The organism is Mucilaginibacter gossypiicola (assembly GCF_900110105.1).
Classification (GTDB): domain Bacteria; phylum Bacteroidota; class Bacteroidia; order Sphingobacteriales; family Sphingobacteriaceae; genus Mucilaginibacter; species Mucilaginibacter gossypiicola.
This window is the reverse complement of the sequence record NZ_FOCL01000002.1, coordinates 425,410-444,342: the sequence shown is the minus strand read 5'-3', so window position 1 is coordinate 444,342 and position 18,933 is coordinate 425,410. Positions and strand designations below refer to the sequence as shown.

18 protein-coding genes are annotated in these 18,933 nt (G+C 41.0%); 4 read left to right on the top strand and 14 right to left on the bottom strand.

Features of this window, described 5'->3' with window-relative positions; all coding sequences use genetic code 11:
- Nucleotides 1–351: 351 nt before the first annotated feature.
- The 13 genes from BMX50_RS07200 to BMX50_RS07140 form a co-directional block, all read right to left on the bottom strand.
- Complete coding sequence (locus BMX50_RS07200; protein ID WP_091209630.1) at nucleotides 352–954, bottom strand: hypothetical protein; 603 nt, start codon at nucleotides 952–954, stop codon at nucleotides 352–354.
- 38 nt (nucleotides 955–992) lie between these two features.
- On the bottom strand, nucleotides 993–1,973 hold the full coding sequence (locus BMX50_RS07195; protein WP_091209628.1) for a relaxase/mobilization nuclease domain-containing protein: 981 nt from the start codon (nucleotides 1,971–1,973) through the stop codon (nucleotides 993–995).
- Nucleotides 1,963–2,340, bottom strand: a complete 378-nt coding sequence (locus BMX50_RS07190) for a plasmid mobilization protein (RefSeq protein WP_091209626.1) — start codon at nucleotides 2,338–2,340, stop codon at nucleotides 1,963–1,965. Before BMX50_RS07190 ends, BMX50_RS07195 begins: the two co-directional genes overlap by 11 nt.
- A 207-nt stretch (nucleotides 2,341–2,547) precedes the next feature.
- Nucleotides 2,548–3,465: a toprim domain-containing protein gene (locus BMX50_RS07185; protein WP_091209624.1), complete on the bottom strand. Its 918-nt coding sequence runs from the start codon at nucleotides 3,463–3,465 to the stop codon at nucleotides 2,548–2,550.
- Between the two features lie 252 nt (nucleotides 3,466–3,717).
- On the bottom strand, nucleotides 3,718–4,944 hold the full coding sequence (locus BMX50_RS07180; protein WP_091209622.1) for a primase-helicase family protein: 1,227 nt from the start codon (nucleotides 4,942–4,944) through the stop codon (nucleotides 3,718–3,720).
- 8 nt (nucleotides 4,945–4,952) lie between these two features.
- Nucleotides 4,953–5,240: a helix-turn-helix domain-containing protein gene (locus BMX50_RS07175; RefSeq protein WP_091209620.1), complete on the bottom strand. Its 288-nt coding sequence runs from the start codon at nucleotides 5,238–5,240 to the stop codon at nucleotides 4,953–4,955.
- Between the two features lie 71 nt (nucleotides 5,241–5,311).
- Entirely contained in the window at nucleotides 5,312–6,466 is a 1,155-nt protein-coding gene (locus BMX50_RS07170) for a hypothetical protein (RefSeq protein ID WP_091209618.1), read from the bottom strand.
- 830 nt (nucleotides 6,467–7,296) lie between these two features.
- Nucleotides 7,297–10,932 (bottom strand): ABC transporter permease/M1 family aminopeptidase, encoded by a 3,636-nt coding sequence (locus BMX50_RS07165; protein WP_091209616.1) that lies wholly within the window; start codon nucleotides 10,930–10,932, stop codon nucleotides 7,297–7,299.
- Nucleotides 10,933–10,944: 12 nt separating this feature from the next.
- Nucleotides 10,945–11,832, bottom strand: coding sequence for an ABC transporter ATP-binding protein (locus BMX50_RS07160; protein WP_091209614.1), 888 nt, complete (start codon nucleotides 11,830–11,832; stop codon nucleotides 10,945–10,947).
- A gap of 20 nt (nucleotides 11,833–11,852) precedes the next feature.
- A complete protein-coding gene (locus tag BMX50_RS07155) occupies nucleotides 11,853–12,587 on the bottom strand; it encodes a hypothetical protein (RefSeq protein WP_091209612.1) in 735 nt (244 codons plus the stop codon).
- On the bottom strand, nucleotides 12,571–12,972 hold the full coding sequence (locus BMX50_RS07150) for a GntR family transcriptional regulator (protein ID WP_091209610.1): 402 nt from the start codon (nucleotides 12,970–12,972) through the stop codon (nucleotides 12,571–12,573). The genes BMX50_RS07155 and BMX50_RS07150 overlap by 17 nt, the downstream gene beginning before the upstream one ends.
- A 12-nt stretch (nucleotides 12,973–12,984) precedes the next feature.
- The gene (locus BMX50_RS07145) at nucleotides 12,985–13,776 is read right to left on the bottom strand and encodes a hypothetical protein (RefSeq protein ID WP_091209608.1); all 792 of its coding nucleotides are present in this window, start codon (nucleotides 13,774–13,776) and stop codon (nucleotides 12,985–12,987) included.
- A 3-nt stretch (nucleotides 13,777–13,779) separates the two neighbouring features.
- Nucleotides 13,780–14,616: an ATP-binding cassette domain-containing protein gene (locus tag BMX50_RS07140; protein WP_091209605.1), complete on the bottom strand. Its 837-nt coding sequence runs from the start codon at nucleotides 14,614–14,616 to the stop codon at nucleotides 13,780–13,782.
- A 184-nt stretch (nucleotides 14,617–14,800) separates the two neighbouring features.
- Between BMX50_RS07140 and BMX50_RS07135 the strand changes: the two genes are divergently transcribed.
- The 4 genes from BMX50_RS07135 to BMX50_RS07120 all read left to right on the top strand — a co-directional run bounded on the left by BMX50_RS07135 (nucleotide 14,801) and on the right by BMX50_RS07120 (nucleotide 18,405).
- The gene (locus BMX50_RS07135) at nucleotides 14,801–15,139 is read left to right on the top strand and encodes a PadR family transcriptional regulator (RefSeq protein ID WP_091209603.1); all 339 of its coding nucleotides are present in this window, start codon (nucleotides 14,801–14,803) and stop codon (nucleotides 15,137–15,139) included.
- A complete protein-coding gene (locus BMX50_RS07130; protein WP_091209601.1) occupies nucleotides 15,115–16,146 on the top strand; it encodes a hypothetical protein in 1,032 nt (343 codons plus the stop codon). Before BMX50_RS07135 ends, BMX50_RS07130 begins: the two co-directional genes overlap by 25 nt.
- An 18-nt stretch (nucleotides 16,147–16,164) precedes the next feature.
- Nucleotides 16,165–17,049: a twin-arginine translocase subunit TatC gene (tatC, locus tag BMX50_RS07125; protein WP_091209599.1), complete on the top strand. Its 885-nt coding sequence runs from the start codon at nucleotides 16,165–16,167 to the stop codon at nucleotides 17,047–17,049.
- A 171-nt stretch (nucleotides 17,050–17,220) separates the two neighbouring features.
- Nucleotides 17,221–18,405: a Fic family protein gene (locus tag BMX50_RS07120; RefSeq protein WP_244280887.1), complete on the top strand. Its 1,185-nt coding sequence runs from the start codon at nucleotides 17,221–17,223 to the stop codon at nucleotides 18,403–18,405.
- A 6-nt stretch (nucleotides 18,406–18,411) separates the two neighbouring features.
- On the opposite strand, the gene BMX50_RS07115 is transcribed toward BMX50_RS07120, so the two are convergent.
- On the bottom strand, nucleotides 18,412–18,768 hold the full coding sequence (locus BMX50_RS07115; RefSeq protein WP_091209596.1) for a helix-turn-helix domain-containing protein: 357 nt from the start codon (nucleotides 18,766–18,768) through the stop codon (nucleotides 18,412–18,414).
- Nucleotides 18,769–18,933 lie beyond the last annotated feature (165 nt).

Here is an 18,933-nt window from a genome sequence, read left to right as displayed (position 1 = left end):
TTTTTCTTCTTATTTGCAACGGTGGCTATTGGAAATTGGTCAAAAAAAGAACAACAAAATTAACCGTTAAAATTCAGCAAAATAATTCTGAAGAAAAGAGGCAAAATAATTCCAAAGTTCACACACATTACCACTTAAACAACCAGAAGCTTATAACGAGAAAATTGTCAAGGGCCGCGGTGAAGCCGCGGTTTACTATACCCTTGACCGTTTTCCTGTGTCGCTAAATTTGTGACTGCGGTGTTGTGGTTATATACCCATCTGGAAGACAGGGTGTGTATGAGAAACGAATACTTGCCTGTGCAATGCAGCAGCCTGCCGCAGCTGAGTGGCCTCTCCATCATATCCCCATCACTTATTTGCTTTTACCTTTTCCTGCTTCCGCTTAGCTTCCTTTCGATCCTCTTCTGCCTGCGCAGCTACGGCTTCGGCAGCACTGATCGCCTGCTGTTTAACCATTGCTTTTTCAGCTTTATCTATAAAACCCCTCGGATCTTCCGCCAACCTTGTATCGATGGTCTTAGCAACCTTTGGATAAAGTGCCCTGACCAGCCAGAAGTTATAAGCTTCACGATTCAGGTCATCATTTTGATGATAGAGATATAAAGTACTTCCGAATGATCCGGCTGTTATTATAAAACAAACAACCATGCCAATGATCAAATTACTCGACCAGGCACCTAAATGGTGACTGTTTTTCACACGAATGACTTTCGGTACTGTCGCTACCACGCCATTTAATTCATCGATCTGCTCCTGGATCTTTTGATCGCTATACCGCTTATTAGCCGTTTCAATTCGCGATGAGATCGTTTCCAATGTGCCCCGGTACTGTTCCAAAAAGCTTTTTAGGAATTCGGCCACACTGGTCTCCATCTCACTGATCCTACCGGCAAAACCCTGGATCAGTTCTTCCATAATATTTACTTTCTCTTCTAATTCTTCGTTTTGCATAACAAATCATTTTAAGGTTAATCTTAATTTTTATTCTTCTACCTGCTTATAACCTGTGACTGGGAGTGTTCCGCCTCGTGCTTCTTCCGTTTTCTGCGGGCGATATCTGCGTCACCCATTGGGTCAGGTGGCCCGGCTACAAATTGTGGCTCCAATAGCACTTCCAATATGCCTTTACCTGCACCGTGGTTATGGCTGTATTCCGCCTGAACGTTCTGCCGGATTGATTCACGCAACTGGTTAGCTACCAATAGTTGATTGGCTTCCCTTGCCCCATGATACTGCTGTACCTGTTGGTTCCGGTTTAAAGTCGCATCTATACGGACAAAGCTCAAGTTCCGGTCAATAGCGGAACCTTTCATTTTAATATTGCCCTTTTCAAAGGATATACCCTGCACTTCATTGGTACCGCTAAGGAATTTATAAGCAATGGTAATTCCCTGCCTGGCAAGCTGCCCTTCCAATTGTTTCCAGTTAGTGGCCGTTTTCATGCCTGCTTTAATAGCATCGTACAATTCGTACCTAACCTTCTCCCTGCCCGTTAACGCCTGGCGGTTCACCAGATCTTTACCTTCGCCTATATGATAGCCGTATTTCAGGGTAATCTCCTTGCAGGCTTTTACATTCTTAGCGAAATTGTTTTTGTCACTAATGGTCTTGCCGTTATTATCCACCCGGTTGTAAACAATATGGAGATGTGGATGATCGCGGTCGCTGTGACGAACGATCACATACTGCGTATTTCGAACACCTACTTTTTCCATGTATTCTCTCGCCCGCTCCACCATGATATCATCGCTTAATTTAAGCAGGTCTTCCTTACTCCAGCTGAGTACCAGATGCCCGACCGCTTTACCCAGACCAGGCCGCATTTTACGTTGCAGGTTAAAATCCTGAATCATAGCGTTAGCATTTTGCATGCGAACGCCTTCTGCTGATAAAATCTTGGCTTCCGGCTTATTCACCACATAGCGGATACAGCCGCCGAAGCTTTTCCCGATTATTGGTTTACCCATCATGGCTGCTAAGTTTTGTAATTAACTCGTCCACTTGTTTAAGGATGTTTTGGCATTTCATGGCAAGCGTAAATAGGCCTGCCACATGCGCTAAGTGCGTTAACTGGTTGAGGTTATTCGCTACCCCAGCCAGCATCCTGAACCAGCCGCTTTCCTCCGGGGTAAATCGCGGAAAAACCCTGGCGTTTTTAGCGGCCCTCCGAAACCACTCACTGGGTTTCAGCCCGGCATTTTTCGCTCTGCCTTCGATCAGAATTTTTTCCGTTGGCGTTAAACGCACCATTAAAAAATCACTCCGCCTGATCGTCTTTTTGGGTCTGCCGGGGGGCCTCACTTTTTTTATTGTTTTGTTTTCATTAACTGTTAGCATGTGTTCATTTCATTTTTTGTTGCTATAAAAGTTCGACCAACGGGAGCGAGTTCCGAATCACCCCGTCGGGGTGAATTCGGGTTTTTGTGTAGCAAAAACATTAACTCGCTCCTTACAATTCGAAAAATGGGGCGGTGATATATTCAGCTATCTGTATATATACCGGGTACAGTAAACCCGTATCCGTAGCCCATGTCAAAATTTGACTTAGCGCCCAATTCCCCGGCTCCTTTCTTCCGGTGCTCTGCGCCGGATCTGCGGTTTTAAAGAAGCCTGTCTTTGAGCAGCCAGATATTCGTTGATGTCGTTAAAACCCTTGTAAAAACCAGATGCATCGGTGAAGCTGATACCCGCAGCCTGCAACTTTTCAGCAGCTGCAATTCCGGCTTTGTCATGGTTAAGCATCAGAAAAACTTCCGGGTATTTTTTTAAAACAGGCACCGCTCTTTCAGCCAGCGCAGCAGAATTCAGGATGATAAAATCCGACTGGGATTGACCACATTTCAGCTGCAAGAGCGAAAGAAAATCAGTAAAGCCTTCCAGCACGATGGCGGCTTTATGACTGCCGCCAATGATGGTAATGTCCTTGGGCGACGATGCCCCTTTGAACCAGTTATTCCGCAGCTCGTAACCACCCGAACGGTTGGCAAACCCAATGGCGAAATAGGATTTGCCACTTATTGTAAAATCGACCTCTTTGCAATAGGTAGCGGCAATGGCCGGATCAATACCGCGCGTTTTCAGGTAAGCGATCAAAGCCGGATGTTCAAGCGCTTTCACACCGGTAATGATCACCGGATTATCCGGCTGAGGTTCTGCCTTTCGCGAAGTTTGCTGATGAAAAGAAAAACCAGGATTGCCATTATTTAAACGCTCCAAAAACTCCTCCACGGAACAATGGTGCATACGTATGCCCAGGTCAATTAAATTGCCCCCGGTACCTTCGCCAAAATCCATCCAGGCATTAAGCTTAGTATTTACTTTGAATGAAGCGGTCTTTTCTTCCCGCAGTGGTGATAAATACCAGTAGTTATGACCTTTGATCCGTTGCGGCTGGATACCGCATTGCTCCAGGTAACTAATGATAGAGAGTTCTTTTGCTGTTTTACAGTTATATCGTGTCATGTTGTAAAATCTAAATGCTTGTTTTTAAATGATGCAGGTGCCAAACCATACGGGAGGGCTGCCCTTACATTTATGATGAATGATGAGCTATAGCTGTAACTATTTATAAATAAATTATTTATATCCTCATCATTGCCTCATCATGGTTTTCTACTTTGATGAGTTTGCTCATCGCGCTCATCATTGCTCATCGAACCTCATCAAACTATGATGAATGTGTAATGCGCTGAAAAGCAATTGATAAATGCGCACTTAGCCTGACTCATCAAGCTTTTGCCGGAGCCACTCTTCCGTAATGGTATAATACCGGCCCGTTTTGGCGACTGTTACCAATTCGTTGAGGTTATTATAGCAATAAGTCGAATAGCTTAAACTATTGAGCACCGGGACAAGGCCCCACTCCTGCTGCATCAGCTGCGATACGTCCTGTCTTGTCAGGCGCGGCATGCTTTTTTTTAGCAGATCCAGAATATCTTTATTCGCAAAGCACATTTTCTGGCCGGGATCATGCTCCTGGATCTCTTTGAACAATAACAACAGTTCGGTTTCCAGCCGATTGCGGTTATTGCGCATCACCCGCAATAAAGCATCCGTTCGGATCTGCTGCTCAGAAAACCACATGCGGGTGTTACCAACCGGCACCGATAACGGCCGTTCTAACAGATGGAACAGAAAAGCGGGGATCTCCCCGGTCATCTGTTCCAGAAGCCGGACATTCTCCTTTTCAAATACCGGTACTTTCCTTACCCAGTAGCGTGTTTCCGTCGGTTCAATGACAATAAAATTGTACTCGTTATTGGAACAAAGGATGAACTTGCCAAAGAATTCCGTTTCGCGCTTATCCTTGCTTTTGGCTTCCACCTTGGATACTTTTGCAGTGCTCAGGTTTTTGATCTTTTCCGAATCTTCCTTTTTGTCCAGCAACACTTCTTCCACCGCGATGATGAGCGTATTCATCCAGTCGGAATTGAACTGTGACCGGAAATCATGGTTGCCGTTAAAGGTCATGTTATTGCCAAAGATGACTTTGAGCAGGTCCAGGAAAGTAGTCTTACCTGTTTTGCGTTCCTTGGATACCAGGCAAAGAATAGGCAGTTTAATGACCGGCCTCGTATAGAGCAGGGCTATGTAATCCAGTCCCAGTTCATATTGCTCGCCAAAGATGTGCTGCAGAAAGCACAAAATGGTCTCGCAGGAACCCGGCTCCGGTTTGAATTCCAAAGGATGGTACCTGTTAAAATAGTTGCCGATTGTTTCCCGGTAATCGGTATGGCTGGGGACACAGCAATACGCATCGAACTTGCGGATCTTCTTGATCGCGTCCGCACTCAAATCTTTTTTGAGTGTTTCCGATGACCAAAGCAACCAGCCGTCTGTATAGCCGCCGGTAACCATCGGTTGCCGGGTCCGTTTGTAATACGAGGTTTGTACACGGATGTAGCTGCCCGGTTGGTTTAAAGGAAAGAACTGATCAGCCATGACCGTACTTATTGCGCAACGACCTGCTGGCCGCTGCCGATCCATGCCAATAGTTTTTTACGCGAGAAAAGCAGCTTGCCTTCTACTTTACAGAAAGGGATCTTTTTTCTTTTCACCAGCCCGTAGACTGATGTGACTTCGTACTTGATCAGCTCGGCTGCTTCCTTGGTGTCCAGCAAAGTATCTTCCTCATCGTCCGGGCGGGGTGGTTTTAAGTGGACCACGTTTCTGACAGATGACTCAATGAGTTCCTGGAACTCCTGTGTCGATAGGGTAGTAAAAAAAGTTGTGTTCATAAATTAAAAAATTTGATGAACACAAAAGAGTATGAAAATAACCCAACGTTAATGAACGAAGTTGAACGTCGTTAGGATCTCAGTATATAAGTAGGTACTTTCTTTAAGACTTTGTAGGCTTTTTTAGCATAGGACCCGCTGCTTTTATGCACAAAGTCGATAGCTGTATCTTTCTTCTTGGTCATATTCCGTTGAATGTCACCCACCGACTCGTATGTTTCAAAGGAAGAGAAGTTGGATTTAAGGAGTTCACAGTATTTCACCTGTGGTACTTTCAGATAGGTAGTATTGAGCTTATAGGTGGCGTGCATTAACAGGCATAAAAGATTCTGATAGCCTGGTGCCATTTGATAATAATATTCGCTATCGCTTAACGACCACATTTGTTCCTGGTCATCCAATTTGAAAAGTCTGCCCAGCAGTTCTTTGATCTCATCTTCGCTATTAAAGACTTTCGGCACTTGCATCAGTTGGCAAAGTTGGGCGTCCAATAAAGCGCACCAAAGGTCGAATATTTTACTAGCTGGATATCGTAAAAGGATATGGCTATCAGCATCAGGCCGTGTAATTTGCGGCGGTGACGGTTTCGGCGCAGCTTCTACAGATGCCTCAAATACATAATCAGGTTTTACATCCGGCTCAGGCATTTTGAAAACAGGATAAACATTAACCACCGGTGATGCCTGCTCTTTTTCGTTCAAGTTTTTCAGGTTGCTGTACTCCTGAAATCCTTTGACCAGCGATGCCTGAATGTAGCCCAATGCATAAATCACCTCGGGAACAGCAAAGCCTTCAAAATACAAGTTGGTATGACAGTAAGTGATGAAATCCCGAAGCGCCTGCTTTTTTTGCTCAAGCCCCAGCGATAAAAAGGTTTGGCCGATCTCCTCATAGAAATTTGCCATACCCTCATCATAGCCGGAATAGAATATGTCAGCCAGTTCTTTGGTATATGCCTCTTCAATCGGCTTGACGTTGTTGACCAATATCTTGTTATCAACTGTTGCAGTATTCTTAAAAACCTTTAGTAAGTTCGGTTCACTCACATAAATTGATCTGCTTTCACTTAGTTCGATCTGTTCAAAAGGAAAACTTCTATTAAAGTTGTATTCAAAATCATCCGGTTCGAACAAGCCATCGGTCGATTCCAGAAACGGGTATTTGTTGTGGTTATCGGTATTGATACCCTTAATGGGATGAAATCCTTTGAGATTTAAAAAATACATAGACAACTTAAAAAGCTAACGACCAAACCTCAAAAATAGTTTTGACTGATGCAAACCGGATTAACATCTACACATGTAATTTTTTAATCATGCTAATAACTCAGGTATTTTGATATACCGGTTTAGCTCATCAGTCAATATTATACGAGCCTCACCCATACATTCACTCTAATTAACAAATGCCAACTTTAATGACAAAAAAGTGCACCAGGATATTGTCATCCTATATTTATACGACAATCTCTAATTAAGACTCTAATATCTGATGTTATGAAACCATTTACTATTAGAAATTCTGTTACAAATAGATTGTTCTACAGTATTTATAATTTAAGCACCGACTGAACTTTATCATTATTGCCCTTGTTCTGAATTTTTTTTCTCATTTCCGCGATTTAAATAGTTTTCGAATAATCATGCAGTTTGAATTATCCCGGATCCCATTAATTAAACGACTAAATCTACATTGTCCAAAGATAGTTTCAACATTGACTATCCAAAAAAATCCGGAGTATAGCTTTTTGCTTATTACTCCCTAACGACAAAATATAGCACAGTCGAGATTAAAATAAGCAACCCTGTTAACATTTCCCAAAGCGTTTTCATATACCATGTCCATAATGATGGATCTAAAGTTGACGAAAGCAAAGCAAAGATGCCATAAATAATCAGGCAAAAAACGAAATTTACACGGATGGAGTTTAGCAGAAGATTCATAACTTTTAGTTAAACTGGAGAAATTAAATGAGAGTGGTTATTTAAAGTTTGAATGTTATTATCCCGAACGACGGAGAGGCGATAAAGTGGGGCTTTCCCCCTCCGTATCAAAATCAAAACGTTTTATTGTTATCCCTTGGGACACGATCAATTAGTTTATTATATGGATCTATCCCAGCGCTTTCAGGCTTGCCTTTGACAATGATTGTAAATATATGCTGTCCTGCAGTGAGTTTATGCTTTTTGAAGTATAAAGGATTCACCTGATTTTGACCATTTTTGTTTCGTTTACTAGCTCCAAAAACACCTACGTCAACGTAATCGTTCATAAAAGCTGGATCATCAACACCTTTGTTGTTAATATAAATTTTACTTGTGCTAACCTTCAGCGTTACCTTGTATTGACCGCTTCCAATATCCGTAGCATTGACCTTTACCACATGATTATCATAAAAAGTAATCTTTTCCCATGAATCAGTTAAATAATACCGCAGCGAATCAGGAGTATGCTTTTTCAAATAGCGATACAAATCATTATTGCCGGGGTAGGGAGCCTCTTTTTTTAACATATACGCATCTCTAAATTCACGCAGAGCGGCATCCATATTCTGCTCTCCGATAAGATCTCTTAAACCGTATAATACATTGGCTGCTTTTCCCTGGTATTGGTGCCACTCGTTGGCCCTAAGCAAAGTATGTTCAGGTTCGCTTCCCCTGCTATGAAAATAAAGGTATCGCCACATTTCGTCTTCCAAAACATCATGAATGTTATCCTTCCCATATTTTTTTTCGATCATAATATAAGCATCGTACAAAGCCAGTCCTTCCGGAATCACGAAAGATCCAATGGTACTGTTCGGCGACACCTGGTAACGCCACCACTGCTGCGATACCTGTCTGATAGCGGCATAATAACAAAAGTCGAACAAACCAGGTCTTCTAAAATCCGCCGTCCATCCATTGCTTTCCGAATAAGTATCTAATGTTGATAATGAGGCCGACTGAGCGCCGTAAGCGCCAGTTTCAACTATTCGCATATCATTATAAGGATAATTGCCATACATAGCCGAAAAATATCGAATCCCATCTTTAATGGCATCGCTATATCTGCTAATATTTGCGGCGTGTTCTGGTATATAATACACTTCGGCGTTAACATGACGGCTGCTATCTAAACTGATCGATGAACGTTGCAGGGCATATTTCGCGCTCAAAATACCAAATGGCGGATACATGCCTGGATTATTTTGCACGTAATGAAAATAACTGCGCCCATTGTTGGTCCATTGCTTACGTAAGCTGCCATTTGCAATTGCAGTTTGTCCGGCAATCGTGCTTATAGTAATATCAAAACTTTGCACGCCAGCACTTTTACCGACCCTTAAAACATTGATGCCATTAGGATCATTTTGTTCAAACACATCTTCTTTCCGAAGCGGCAAGCCGTGACGTTTACGTTCGTAAGGACTGCTCAGTTCATCATCTTCATCATATCCTATGCCAGGTATACCCCCTTTAAAAAAGGTACCGTTGTTCAATATATCGGCGCTGTATAGATCATTGCTAAAACCATGGTAATAAATAGCCGAGTTTAGTTCTACCATGACCGAATCTCCGGGGTTCAGCGGTTTTCTCAAATGATATAACCTGAAGTCGGCGGTATCTTTTTTAGGCCTGAACCAATTGAATTTACCTTGATCGTAAATCAGAGGCGTTGTAAAAGGAATTGATTGGCCCGCTATCTTCAATCCGTATTCGGGAATACCATCGCCATCCATGAGTATCTGGCCGATGGCCTTTGGGGTCTTATTGACCACCGTAAAATATCCATGTGTAACAGATTGTTGCTTATCAGGGTATATATCCACATTTAACTTTACAGACGTTACGCTGGGTAAGGGCAGGTTTTGATAAGACTTAAGCGTTCGTTCGTATAACACAGCCCGCTCATCGTTTTCTGATTTGGTGAGATAGATGTTCAAATAGCTAACATTGTAATAAAGGAATGACAATAAAATTAAAAAGCCAAACAGCAATATGAAGGTTATGACGCGGGTTGGTCTGTTAAACCTGCCGGTAACTAACTGCCACCTTTCTTTAAAAGTTGACGAAACACCACGGTAATAAAATAGTGCTGCTACAATAATTAAAAGACTGGCAGTTACTAACCAGTATACATTAAACCAGGCCACTGGAGCCGCCATATGGCCAATGCCATCCATATCTGAAATGTGATAGCCGGGAGTGAAAGAATACAATAACAGGTTGTAATTAAAAATGGATGTCGTATGTAAAAAATATAAGGCCACCCAAATGGCAATACCAATTCCATGCGCTGCAAATTTGTTATTTACTATCACATGGATCATGTATGAAAACACGACCATTTCGAGAAATCGTGGCAGTATAAGCCCAAATACCGACAGCAGATAAACCGGGAAGTTATACTGCGTAAAGCCTTTGGCGATTTGGACTCCTAAGCCTAAAATCATCGGCACCAATGATAAACCCAGGCCCAACAACATCAGACTTAATAACCTCGATCCGTTTAACACCCAATTTGGTGCCGGCAAGGAATCGTTGATAAAGGCGTAACGGGTTATCCGGTCGCGATGCACGGTTTCGCCGGTATAAAAAATGATGATGAAGAAAATAAAGAAAAGAAAAACTTCATTAAAGATGTCCAGCAATTCAACCGTCCGCGGGAAATCAGGGATTCGGTAAAAGCTATTCCCCATCGAAAATGCAAATGCTAAAAAAAGAAGCCCGCAAATAATAATGATCCAAAAATAATTGTCACGGACTATATTAAGCAGCTCCGTTTTCGTAAGGCTTATTAGCGTTTTATAGTTATAGCTGCCGCTAAACGAGGTGGTTACTTTAGGACGTACCGCACTGCGGTTCACAAGCCCGTCTTTGATCACTTTTTTATCACGTCTGCCGCTAAAAAAATTTTCAAAGTTAAAGCGAATGTAAGTGAATAATAATAAGAGCAATCCTATACTAGGCCACAGGATACGGTTAAGTAATAAGGGGCCGCCAAACTCAATCATATTGGTATTTTGCATGGCGGCAGTGGCTATTTGCTTCTGCGACCTAATACCAATAAAAGCAAACGGATCGGCCAGGTTAATGACAAACTGGTTATTGGTACGCTGCAAGAAGAAGGAGGCTATCATATAACCCAAAAACAGGATGATTCCGCCGCTGTAGATCACCTTAATATTGCGGGTAATGGCTACCAAACCATAAAATAACGATGAGGTAAAAATAAGGTTCGGCACTGCTATCAATAAAAACGGCTGCCAGTAATACATGATATTATTAGGTCCGTAATTGCTGGTATCCTTCCAGTTCATGATCGGCCCGAGTTTCGTACCTAAAAACACACCCATCATAACTGCGCTGCCGATAATCAGTACGAATGCCAGTGAACTGAAATAACGCCCCCAGAAATAGCCAGCTTTAGTAATAGGGTATGTCAGGTAATAATCTTTTGTATTGTGTTCAATGTCTTTATACAAAGGCATGCCCATAATGCCCGAGGTTACCAGCATCATGAAAATGCTGATCCATCCCATAGAAAAAGCGATCAGCATAGGGCTGTTAATATGTTCTTTTTCACCCACAGGCAATGATCCCGTTGCAAAGGAGAGGGTTATAAAGATGAGGGTAGCAAAAAAATAAACATACACCAAGGGCCTTCTGAGGCGGTTCTGCACCTCAAAAGCAAAAATTTTCCAAAACATAAAGGTAGGGTTTTAAATGGAATTTACATCTACGCGGGTCGCAATGTTGCTGAAATAAACATCCTCAAGGTTGGGCACAGCCGGAGCAAATCCCTTACCCGGATCCATTTCCGAAATGATACGGATATGCAGTTTGCCCGTTTTTAATTGGGTTGAGATCACAGAAAAGTCATCCTGGTAAAAACTCAACTCCGCTTTATCTATAGCCTTGCTGAAAATCCGACCTTCCATTTCGTTAACCGCGATATCCGGTTCGCCCGCGTACAATACCTCACCCTGGCAAATAATGGCAAAGTTTGAACAAAGTGTGCTTACGTCTTCCACAATATGGGTTGAGAGTATCACGATGGTGTTTTCCCCTAGCTGGCTCAACAGGTTATAAAAGCGATTACGTTCTGCCGGATCAAGACCTGCAGTAGGTTCATCAACTATAATGAGTTTGGGATTACCAATCAGTGCCTGCGCTATGCCGAAACGCTGTTTCATTCCACCCGAATAGGTGCCAAGGTTTTTCTTCTTATCCTTGCCGAGGTTCACATTATCGAGCAGGGCGGCGACCAACTCCTTTCGTTCCGCACTATTGCCTACACCCTTCAATTGAGCAATATGATCAAGCATGCGCTCTGCACTTATTTTAGGATAAACACCAAACTCTTGCGGCAGGTAACCCAGCAATTGCCTAACCTCTGTTTTATGTTTAAGCACGTTAAGGTCATCTAAATAAATGCTGCCAGCGTCGGCTTCCTGAAGCGTTGCTATCGTGCGCATCAAAGATGATTTTCCTGCTCCATTCGGCCCTAAAAGGCCAAACATGCCATTATTCAGGGTAAGTGATACATCCTTGAGCGCGTGTACGCCATTGGAGTATGTTTTGGAGAGTGAGTTGATTTGTAATTTCATAAGCGTTTAAGGTTTAGTCGTTATCTTTTCATGGTTTTATCGGCGGCCCCATTTATAACCAACAAAGCACTATCGGCCAATTGATAATGTAAATCGGCGATATTGGCTTCGCTTAAAATGAGTTGCCCTCTATTTCTGATGTCAAAATTGGCATGTTGAATAATGTTGGTTTTGAGTACTGTCAATTTAGATAAGCTCCGGTCGCCAATACTAGTTACCGTTTTTAAATAATTTAGGGTGTTATTTGCTAGCTCCACCTTGCTGCCCCATTGCTGTTCAATTGTTAAGCTATCCTGCTTAAAACCATCAATTAACACATGGTGAGATACCCATCCATCGGTAGCTACCGTATCAATATAGTGTTCATTATTTAATGTGTAAAAGGCATTTGCGTGCACTGCTTTAAGGTCCGGGCAGGATATGATGATCATATATTTATCACCAGTGTTGAAACGGGCATATCCCCAGTCCAGGTCAATTTGTAGTTTGCCGCCATATTGCTTAATTACTAAATACTCATGCCTTAAATTATAAACCATCACTTTAAATGGCCCTTGCACCAGCTTTACATTTGCGTTGTCGGATGGATTAATGATAATCTCATTAAAATCGCGGTACGGCAAGACTTTATAATTGAAATCCGGCTTTTTATAATTACCCGTCAAATACTCTTTTCGCATGGCTAAAGCGTACACTATATTTGAAATAATCAGTGTAAATAAAATGGCTAATAAAATTTTATTGCTCGTTTTCATGGCCAGTTTCTTTATTTGTTTTATTTTCTTTTTTGTAAAGTTGATAAACCGATTGCAGATCGTTTAATTCGATGTCAAGCAGCAGGATGTTCCTGAAAAATTCGGGAAGTTCCTGCTGCATGAAGCGTTCCTTCCTAATGGTTTTTATTTTTGCCGCCCCGTCTGCTGCTACAAAAAGTCCCATACCGCGTTTGTTGATGATCACCTCCTGATTTTGCAAAAGTTCATAAGCACGGTTAACCGTATTAGGGTTTACCTCCAGTTCAATAGCCAAATCGCGTATAGAAGTGATTTTTTCACCGGGAGGCCATTTGCCTGTCAATATGTTTTCGCTTACCGATCCGGCAATCTGCAGATATATTGGTTCGTTTTCTTTAAAATCCATGCATTCTTTAAATTATGCCTGCTTTTCCTTTAATCTAAAATAAGCCGCGATCCAAAACATTAGAGCTAATACCATATACATGATTAACGCATAAAATTCCTTGTTATCCGTAAGATTAATGACTATTACACGCCCCTTTTCCATATAGGCTACGTTTGTAAAAGGTAAACCGGCGATGGCGTCTTTGTGTAATAAAAGATCATATAAAAGCTTATTACCAAACATCATTACAGCTATCCCTATAAAAAATGAAAAAGCAGTTTTAATAAAGTGGAGTTTTTTAAAATGGATTGCACCGTAAAAAACGATTGAATGTAAAAGAGCGTAGAGTACCAGTACTATAAATAGTATAGGGAATTCGAGAGCTCCAGGTTTCTGCAAAAGATTTATTAATTCAGGTCGCTGCTGCGGGAAATGCTTTATGTTGATCAGGAACGCCATTACACCATAAAAGCTAACGGTAACCACCGTGAACAAAATTAGGAATGAGTATAACCACGCCACCAGGTATTTTTCGAAATGGCTGGCTGGTAGTGACAACGTTGCTATAACTTGTTTACTACTGCCGTATTCTGCGAATATATTGCTGGTGAAAATTGTTCCTCCCAGTAAAAGCAACCAGGCATATAAAAGCATCTGGAAAACAGGATCAAGCGAAGTATTGATCATATATATTAAAAAACTGCCGCCCAAAACCATCACACCTATCAATACTACCGTCGACATCAAATACCGGGTATAGTGCTCTTGGGTATGCTTTATAAAAAGCCTGCTGAACCGAGCCGGATTAAAATACTTTAACATAATTTACGATGCTTTTAATAATTCGACTATTTTTTTATTCCCGCAAATGATCGCGTTAAATAATAACTCAAGGTCAACCTTGCTGAATCGGCCCGTGGTATTTTCTAAAATGGCATTGGTACCACGCATATCTTTTTCTTCATATAATGGTTTCAAACCTTCTGTATCAGTATAAAATCCAAAAGATAATATTTCAACTACCTCGTCCATAGCCCGGTTAACTAAAATTTCCTTTTCATGCAGAACTAACAAGGTGTCAATCAAGCTATCCAAGTCCCGGACCTGGTGAGTTGATATTACGATACAGCGCTCATCGGTAAGCACCGAAGCAATCAGCTTTCTAAATTGTACTTTTGATGGTATGTCTAATCCGTTGGTAGGTTCATCCATAATAAGCAAGCTGGTGTTAGTGGCAAGCCCAAAGGCAATCATGGCCTTCTTTTGTTGCCCAAAAGACTGTTTGTTCATCACAGCGTTCTCATCAACATCTAAAGCTTTGAGATAGCTATAAAAATCAGACTTACTGAATTTAGGATAAAACTCTGCGGTATTGGCCACAAATCTCGACGGTGTAAAAGAAGGCACGTATATATCTTCGGCTAAGAAGTAGATTTCTTCCAATATCGAAACAGGTCTGCCAGAAACGCTGTGGCCCCTTAGGAGGCACTTCCCCCGTTTTGGATACGCCAGTCCAGCCATATTCTTTAACAGGGTTGATTTCCCTGCGCCATTTTTACCGAGTAGGCCATAAATATGGCCTTGCTCCAATTGGAGGTTTAGGTTATTAAAGAGCAAATGTTGCTTATTGTAGCCAAAACTCAGATCCCTTATTTCTATCATGGAAGTAGCGGTGTGTTGGTTATCTAACACACTGCAAATCACGTATCTATTTTTGATATTTCCTAATGATTTGAAAAAAAATTATTAGGGACGTTATTCACTCATTAAAGATCCGCTTCAAGAAAAAATAAAAAAATCATAATACATTGTAATTCTATGTATATTTGAGTCTTAAAATCCAAATATGGTAATTTCTAAAGATCTGATTGCTGCTTCTTCCATCCCTATTGTTTTATCTACCCTTGTTCGAAATGAGAGTTATGGCTACGAAATCATAAAAAAGGTGAAAGAAGTATCTAATGATAAATTAACGTATTCTGATGGTACGCTCTATCCGGTACTCAGGAAACTTGAGGATAGAGAATTAATTATTTCTGAATGGCGAGTAGCAGACAATGACAAGCGGAGGCGATATTACAAGATTACTATAAAAGGCTTGGAACACCTAAAGGCTGAACAACAATCCTGGAATTTCATGAATGAATTATTGAATACGTTATGGACACCGCCTTCTCTTACTTAGACCGACAAATAGAAGGTTGGAAGCTATCCCTGAGCAAAACTTCTATTAGCAAGGACGATCAAGATGAATTGAAAGGTCACCTGGACGACGTGATCAATGAGTTAAGCGCCAATGGCCTGCCGGATGATGAAGTATGGCTTTTGGCCATGAAACGCATTGGCAGTATAGATCTCATCGAAGCTGAATTTAGCAAAGTCACGCCTGATATCAGCTTTAGAAAAAATTGTATATTGTTAGTGTGCGGAGCATCGGCCTTTATGTTTATACAGTTCATCTTCATTCTTTTACCAGCCTATTTAATCAGACAGCAAAGCAAACAACTTATAAACAACGTATCTGGAAGTACTGATTGGGTTACGCTTTTTACGGGATTGGCTTTAAGTATTTTAATTTTAGCCATATTATTGGGACTTATAGGAAAACGGATGGTTTTCCGTACTAAATTTTTAATAAGACGCTTTAAAGTCGGATTTGCTTTTTTGGTTATTACTGTTCTACTGTCATCCGCTTTTCTCACTATTCAATTGATAGATCTACAGGGGTGGAATATTCCTGGGGAGATTAAAACTTCCTTTAAGACACTTTCAATATTTTTTTACATGGCCATAATGATTGCAATAGTCTATGTAGTTTGTCTAGTTGATAAAATTGATCTCCGAACAATTCAAGCATTTAACAGGAGGATCAATTGGAAAACGGCTCTCCTGATAGGAATATTAGCCGGGCTGGCGGTAACACTTGGCTATACTTACCACGTCAGTTATTTACCCGCTATTATAGGTTGCCCATTATTTGCCGTGATTGGCTGGATGATAAGTTTTTCTCAAAAACATATTATTAATTTATTTACAGCTCAATTCTACCTTATGGCCTTGTGGTTTTCTGGAATCCTGGGTGAGTACGCTTCCATTTTCCACTTTTACTATTTCACCGTTTTGTCTTTTTTAATAATCGGGTACATATTTGGACGATCACGATTAGCTATGAGCCATCCTATGAACATATAATAAAACCTCTATAATAACATGAGTAAGGAAAACGCACTTACCAACTGGTTTAAAGCTGTAAAAAGCAGAGCAGAAACCAGTACCGGAACTTATATGTCTTTTTTTGACCATCTGGAAGCATTAAGATGGCATCTGATACGTTCTGCTATCGCTATTTTAGTATTTACCATCTTGTCCTTCAACTATTTTGACTTTGTTTTTGACCGGATAATTATGGGGCCCAAACGACCGGATTTTTGGACGTATCGAATGATGTGCCTGGCCGGACAATATTTCCACCTAGGGCGGGGATATTGCATGCAAGAAATTAAATTTAATATTATAAACACAGAATTAGCTGGACAGTTTACACTGCAAATTAATTCATCTCTTATCCTTGGAATCGTTTTAGGCTTTCCTTATTTACTATTTGAAGTATGGCAGTTTATCAAACCGGCTTTAAGTTCGGCCGAAAGAAAAGCAGCAAACGGCGTTGTTTTTTACGCCAGTTTGTTATTTGGGTTAGGTGTTTTATTTGGCTATTATATTATTGCGCCATATTCGATTCGGTTCCTAGCAGGTTTTCAGGTAAGTGGTCTGATCTCGAATCAAATCACCATTGATTCATATTTGTCGTCGGTAGTAACGCTTACCCTTTGCACGGGAATAGTATTTGAACTACCAATGCTTGCCTTGATATTATCAAAGCTGGGCTTACTCTCGCCTCAGTTTATGCGATCGTCCCGCAGATATGCCATCATAGTAATGTTGATAGTCGCTGCAATCGTAACGCCGACTCCAGATATACAAACTATGCTCATAGTAACATTACCGCTGCTACTATTATATGAAATTAGTATCGTTGTTTCGAGTCGGGTAGAAAAGAAAACCTGGCATTCGGCGTACAACGATCCATCCTGCTAGTTATTTCAAAGCTATACTATTGTTAATGCATCGTTGTTAATAACATCCACCTGTTTAGCGGCTTCCTTGGAGAATTCGCTGATATGCATATGAAGTATTTGATGCCCAAATTAACTTATACCTTAAAATCGCTAAATTTTAAGGTCGTTATGATTAGTATACTAAGCTTTAATGCCAAAAATCTTATTGACCTCAAAATATTGGATATTTAATGTCAATGGTGTAGATTTGAGAATGCCTTACAAAGTAAATCCTGATCGAACTATTCCTTGGAATACCTTGCCGGAACTGCCAATTGACAAACACCTATATGAAGATGTGGAAATCTACAGTCAACTAGGAAATGCCAAAGCTGCGCTGGGACGCTTACAGGGCAGAAGCATCGTAATACCTAACCAGGCGTTGCTTATTAACTCTATTAGCTTACAGGAAGCAAAAGCATCAAGTGCAATAGAAAATATCTTTACGACTGATGATGAGCTGTACCAAGCTTACAGTGAAGAACAAATTCAGCAATTGACAGGTCCATCTAAAGAAGTACTATATTATCGTGAAGCCTTATGGAAAGGTTATGCATATTTGAATAAAGACCAAGTTTTTGACGAAAATTACTTCGTGACAATGTACCGTATAGTCAGCCAGTTCAATGACGGCATAAGAACACCAATTGCCCAGATCGTCATCAAAGAGGGCGGCACTGGGCCTAACGCCGGAAAAGTATCTTATACGCCCCCAAGAGGTAAGGGAATAGTCGAAGCCAAGCTTCATAACCTAATTGAGTTTTTGAACGATGATAAAACTTACCCGATAGATCCACTACTTAAAATGGCTATTGGTCATTTGCAATTTGAGGCGATACACCCTTTCCGCGACGGCAATGGGCGCACTGGCAGGATATTCAACATCCATTATCTAACAAAAAAAGGCTTACTCGATTATCCGATTCTGTTTTTAAGTCGCTATATCATGGATCATAAAGAAGATTACTACGCAGGACTTGCCGGGGTAACTCAAAGAGGAAGTTGGAAGAACTGGTTGTTATATATGCTGAAAGCCGTCGAGGTGACTTCGAACATCACCTATGACAAGATCAACGACATTGTAAGTGCAAAAGATGCCATTTTAAAAGCTGTTGTCGACGATACTGAAATAGCACGCCCTGAATCGCTGGTTAATGCCATATTCACCCAACCATATACACGTGTAAAGCACCTTGTTGGCGGTAATATTTATGCGGAAAACACAGCTAGAAAGTATCTTGACCAATTAACCCACATGGGGGTTTTGGAAAAGAGAGTAATTGGTAAAGGCAACTATTACTTAAACCTGGAACTATACAGGATACTATCCGAATAAGCTTTATTAAAGACTATTTGTTCTCCGCAACTTTCGCTTAAGTTTTATAGTTTCTGCTTTTTCCTGCACTTGCTGATTTGTGAGCTTTTTATGGGATAGTAACCAGTTTATTAACATCTTTTTTGAAAACCTTATGCCGCCGCCAGGTAAACCAATATAAGGTAATTCTCCGGCAGATTTTAACTGGTATAGCGTTTGACGGGAATAACCTGTTATGGTTTCCGCTATTTCGTACCCCCCGATTTCGTCTTCGTCACTAATAGTTTGATTAGCAGGCATGAACTCGGTCATGCATTCTTTTACAATAATTATTAGATCCGTAACTGTCAAATCAATTAAGCGCGTGTTTTTATCTATAGCCATGGTGTAAAATTATCATCACTATGCCAGAGCCAAATACTAATGATAATAGCATTAGTTCCTCAAATTAGGCAGTACGGAGCTTATGGCAAATATTCTACATGCTGTGTAGAATATTCGAAACTATAAAGCTAGCTATATGGTAGGACATTTCCTTTATGACAATAA

Coding starts and splice junctions, on each gene's coding strand:
- BMX50_RS07195 (WP_091209628.1), bottom strand. CDS start 1,973: ATGATGGGTAAACCAATAATCGGGAAAAGCTTCGGCGGCTGTATCCGC.
- BMX50_RS07160 (WP_091209614.1), bottom strand. CDS start 11,832: ATGAAATTACAAATCAACTCACTCTCCAAAACATACTCCAATGGCGTA.
- BMX50_RS07165 (WP_091209616.1), bottom strand. CDS start 10,932: ATGTTTTGGAAAATTTTTGCTTTTGAGGTGCAGAACCGCCTCAGAAGG.
- BMX50_RS07150 (WP_091209610.1), bottom strand. CDS start 12,972: ATGGATTTTAAAGAAAACGAACCAATATATCTGCAGATTGCCGGATCG.
- BMX50_RS07175 (WP_091209620.1), bottom strand. CDS start 5,240: ATGAACACAACTTTTTTTACTACCCTATCGACACAGGAGTTCCAGGAA.
- BMX50_RS07140 (WP_091209605.1), bottom strand. CDS start 14,616: ATGATAGAAATAAGGGATCTGAGTTTTGGCTACAATAAGCAACATTTG.
- BMX50_RS07130 (WP_091209601.1), top strand. CDS start 15,115: ATGGACACCGCCTTCTCTTACTTAGACCGACAAATAGAAGGTTGGAAG.
- BMX50_RS07185 (WP_091209624.1), bottom strand. CDS start 3,465: ATGACACGATATAACTGTAAAACAGCAAAAGAACTCTCTATCATTAGT.
- BMX50_RS07155 (WP_091209612.1), bottom strand. CDS start 12,587: ATGAAAACGAGCAATAAAATTTTATTAGCCATTTTATTTACACTGATT.
- tatC (WP_091209599.1), top strand. CDS start 16,165: ATGAGTAAGGAAAACGCACTTACCAACTGGTTTAAAGCTGTAAAAAGC.
- BMX50_RS07115 (WP_091209596.1), bottom strand. CDS start 18,768: ATGGCTATAGATAAAAACACGCGCTTAATTGATTTGACAGTTACGGAT.
- BMX50_RS07170 (WP_091209618.1), bottom strand. CDS start 6,466: ATGTATTTTTTAAATCTCAAAGGATTTCATCCCATTAAGGGTATCAAT.
- BMX50_RS07200 (WP_091209630.1), bottom strand. CDS start 954: ATGCAAAACGAAGAATTAGAAGAGAAAGTAAATATTATGGAAGAACTG.
- BMX50_RS07180 (WP_091209622.1), bottom strand. CDS start 4,944: ATGGCTGATCAGTTCTTTCCTTTAAACCAACCGGGCAGCTACATCCGT.
- BMX50_RS07190 (WP_091209626.1), bottom strand. CDS start 2,340: ATGCTAACAGTTAATGAAAACAAAACAATAAAAAAAGTGAGGCCCCCC.
- BMX50_RS07120 (WP_244280887.1), top strand. CDS start 17,221: ATGCCAAAAATCTTATTGACCTCAAAATATTGGATATTTAATGTCAAT.
- BMX50_RS07145 (WP_091209608.1), bottom strand. CDS start 13,776: ATGTTAAAGTATTTTAATCCGGCTCGGTTCAGCAGGCTTTTTATAAAG.
- BMX50_RS07135 (WP_091209603.1), top strand. CDS start 14,801: ATGGTAATTTCTAAAGATCTGATTGCTGCTTCTTCCATCCCTATTGTT.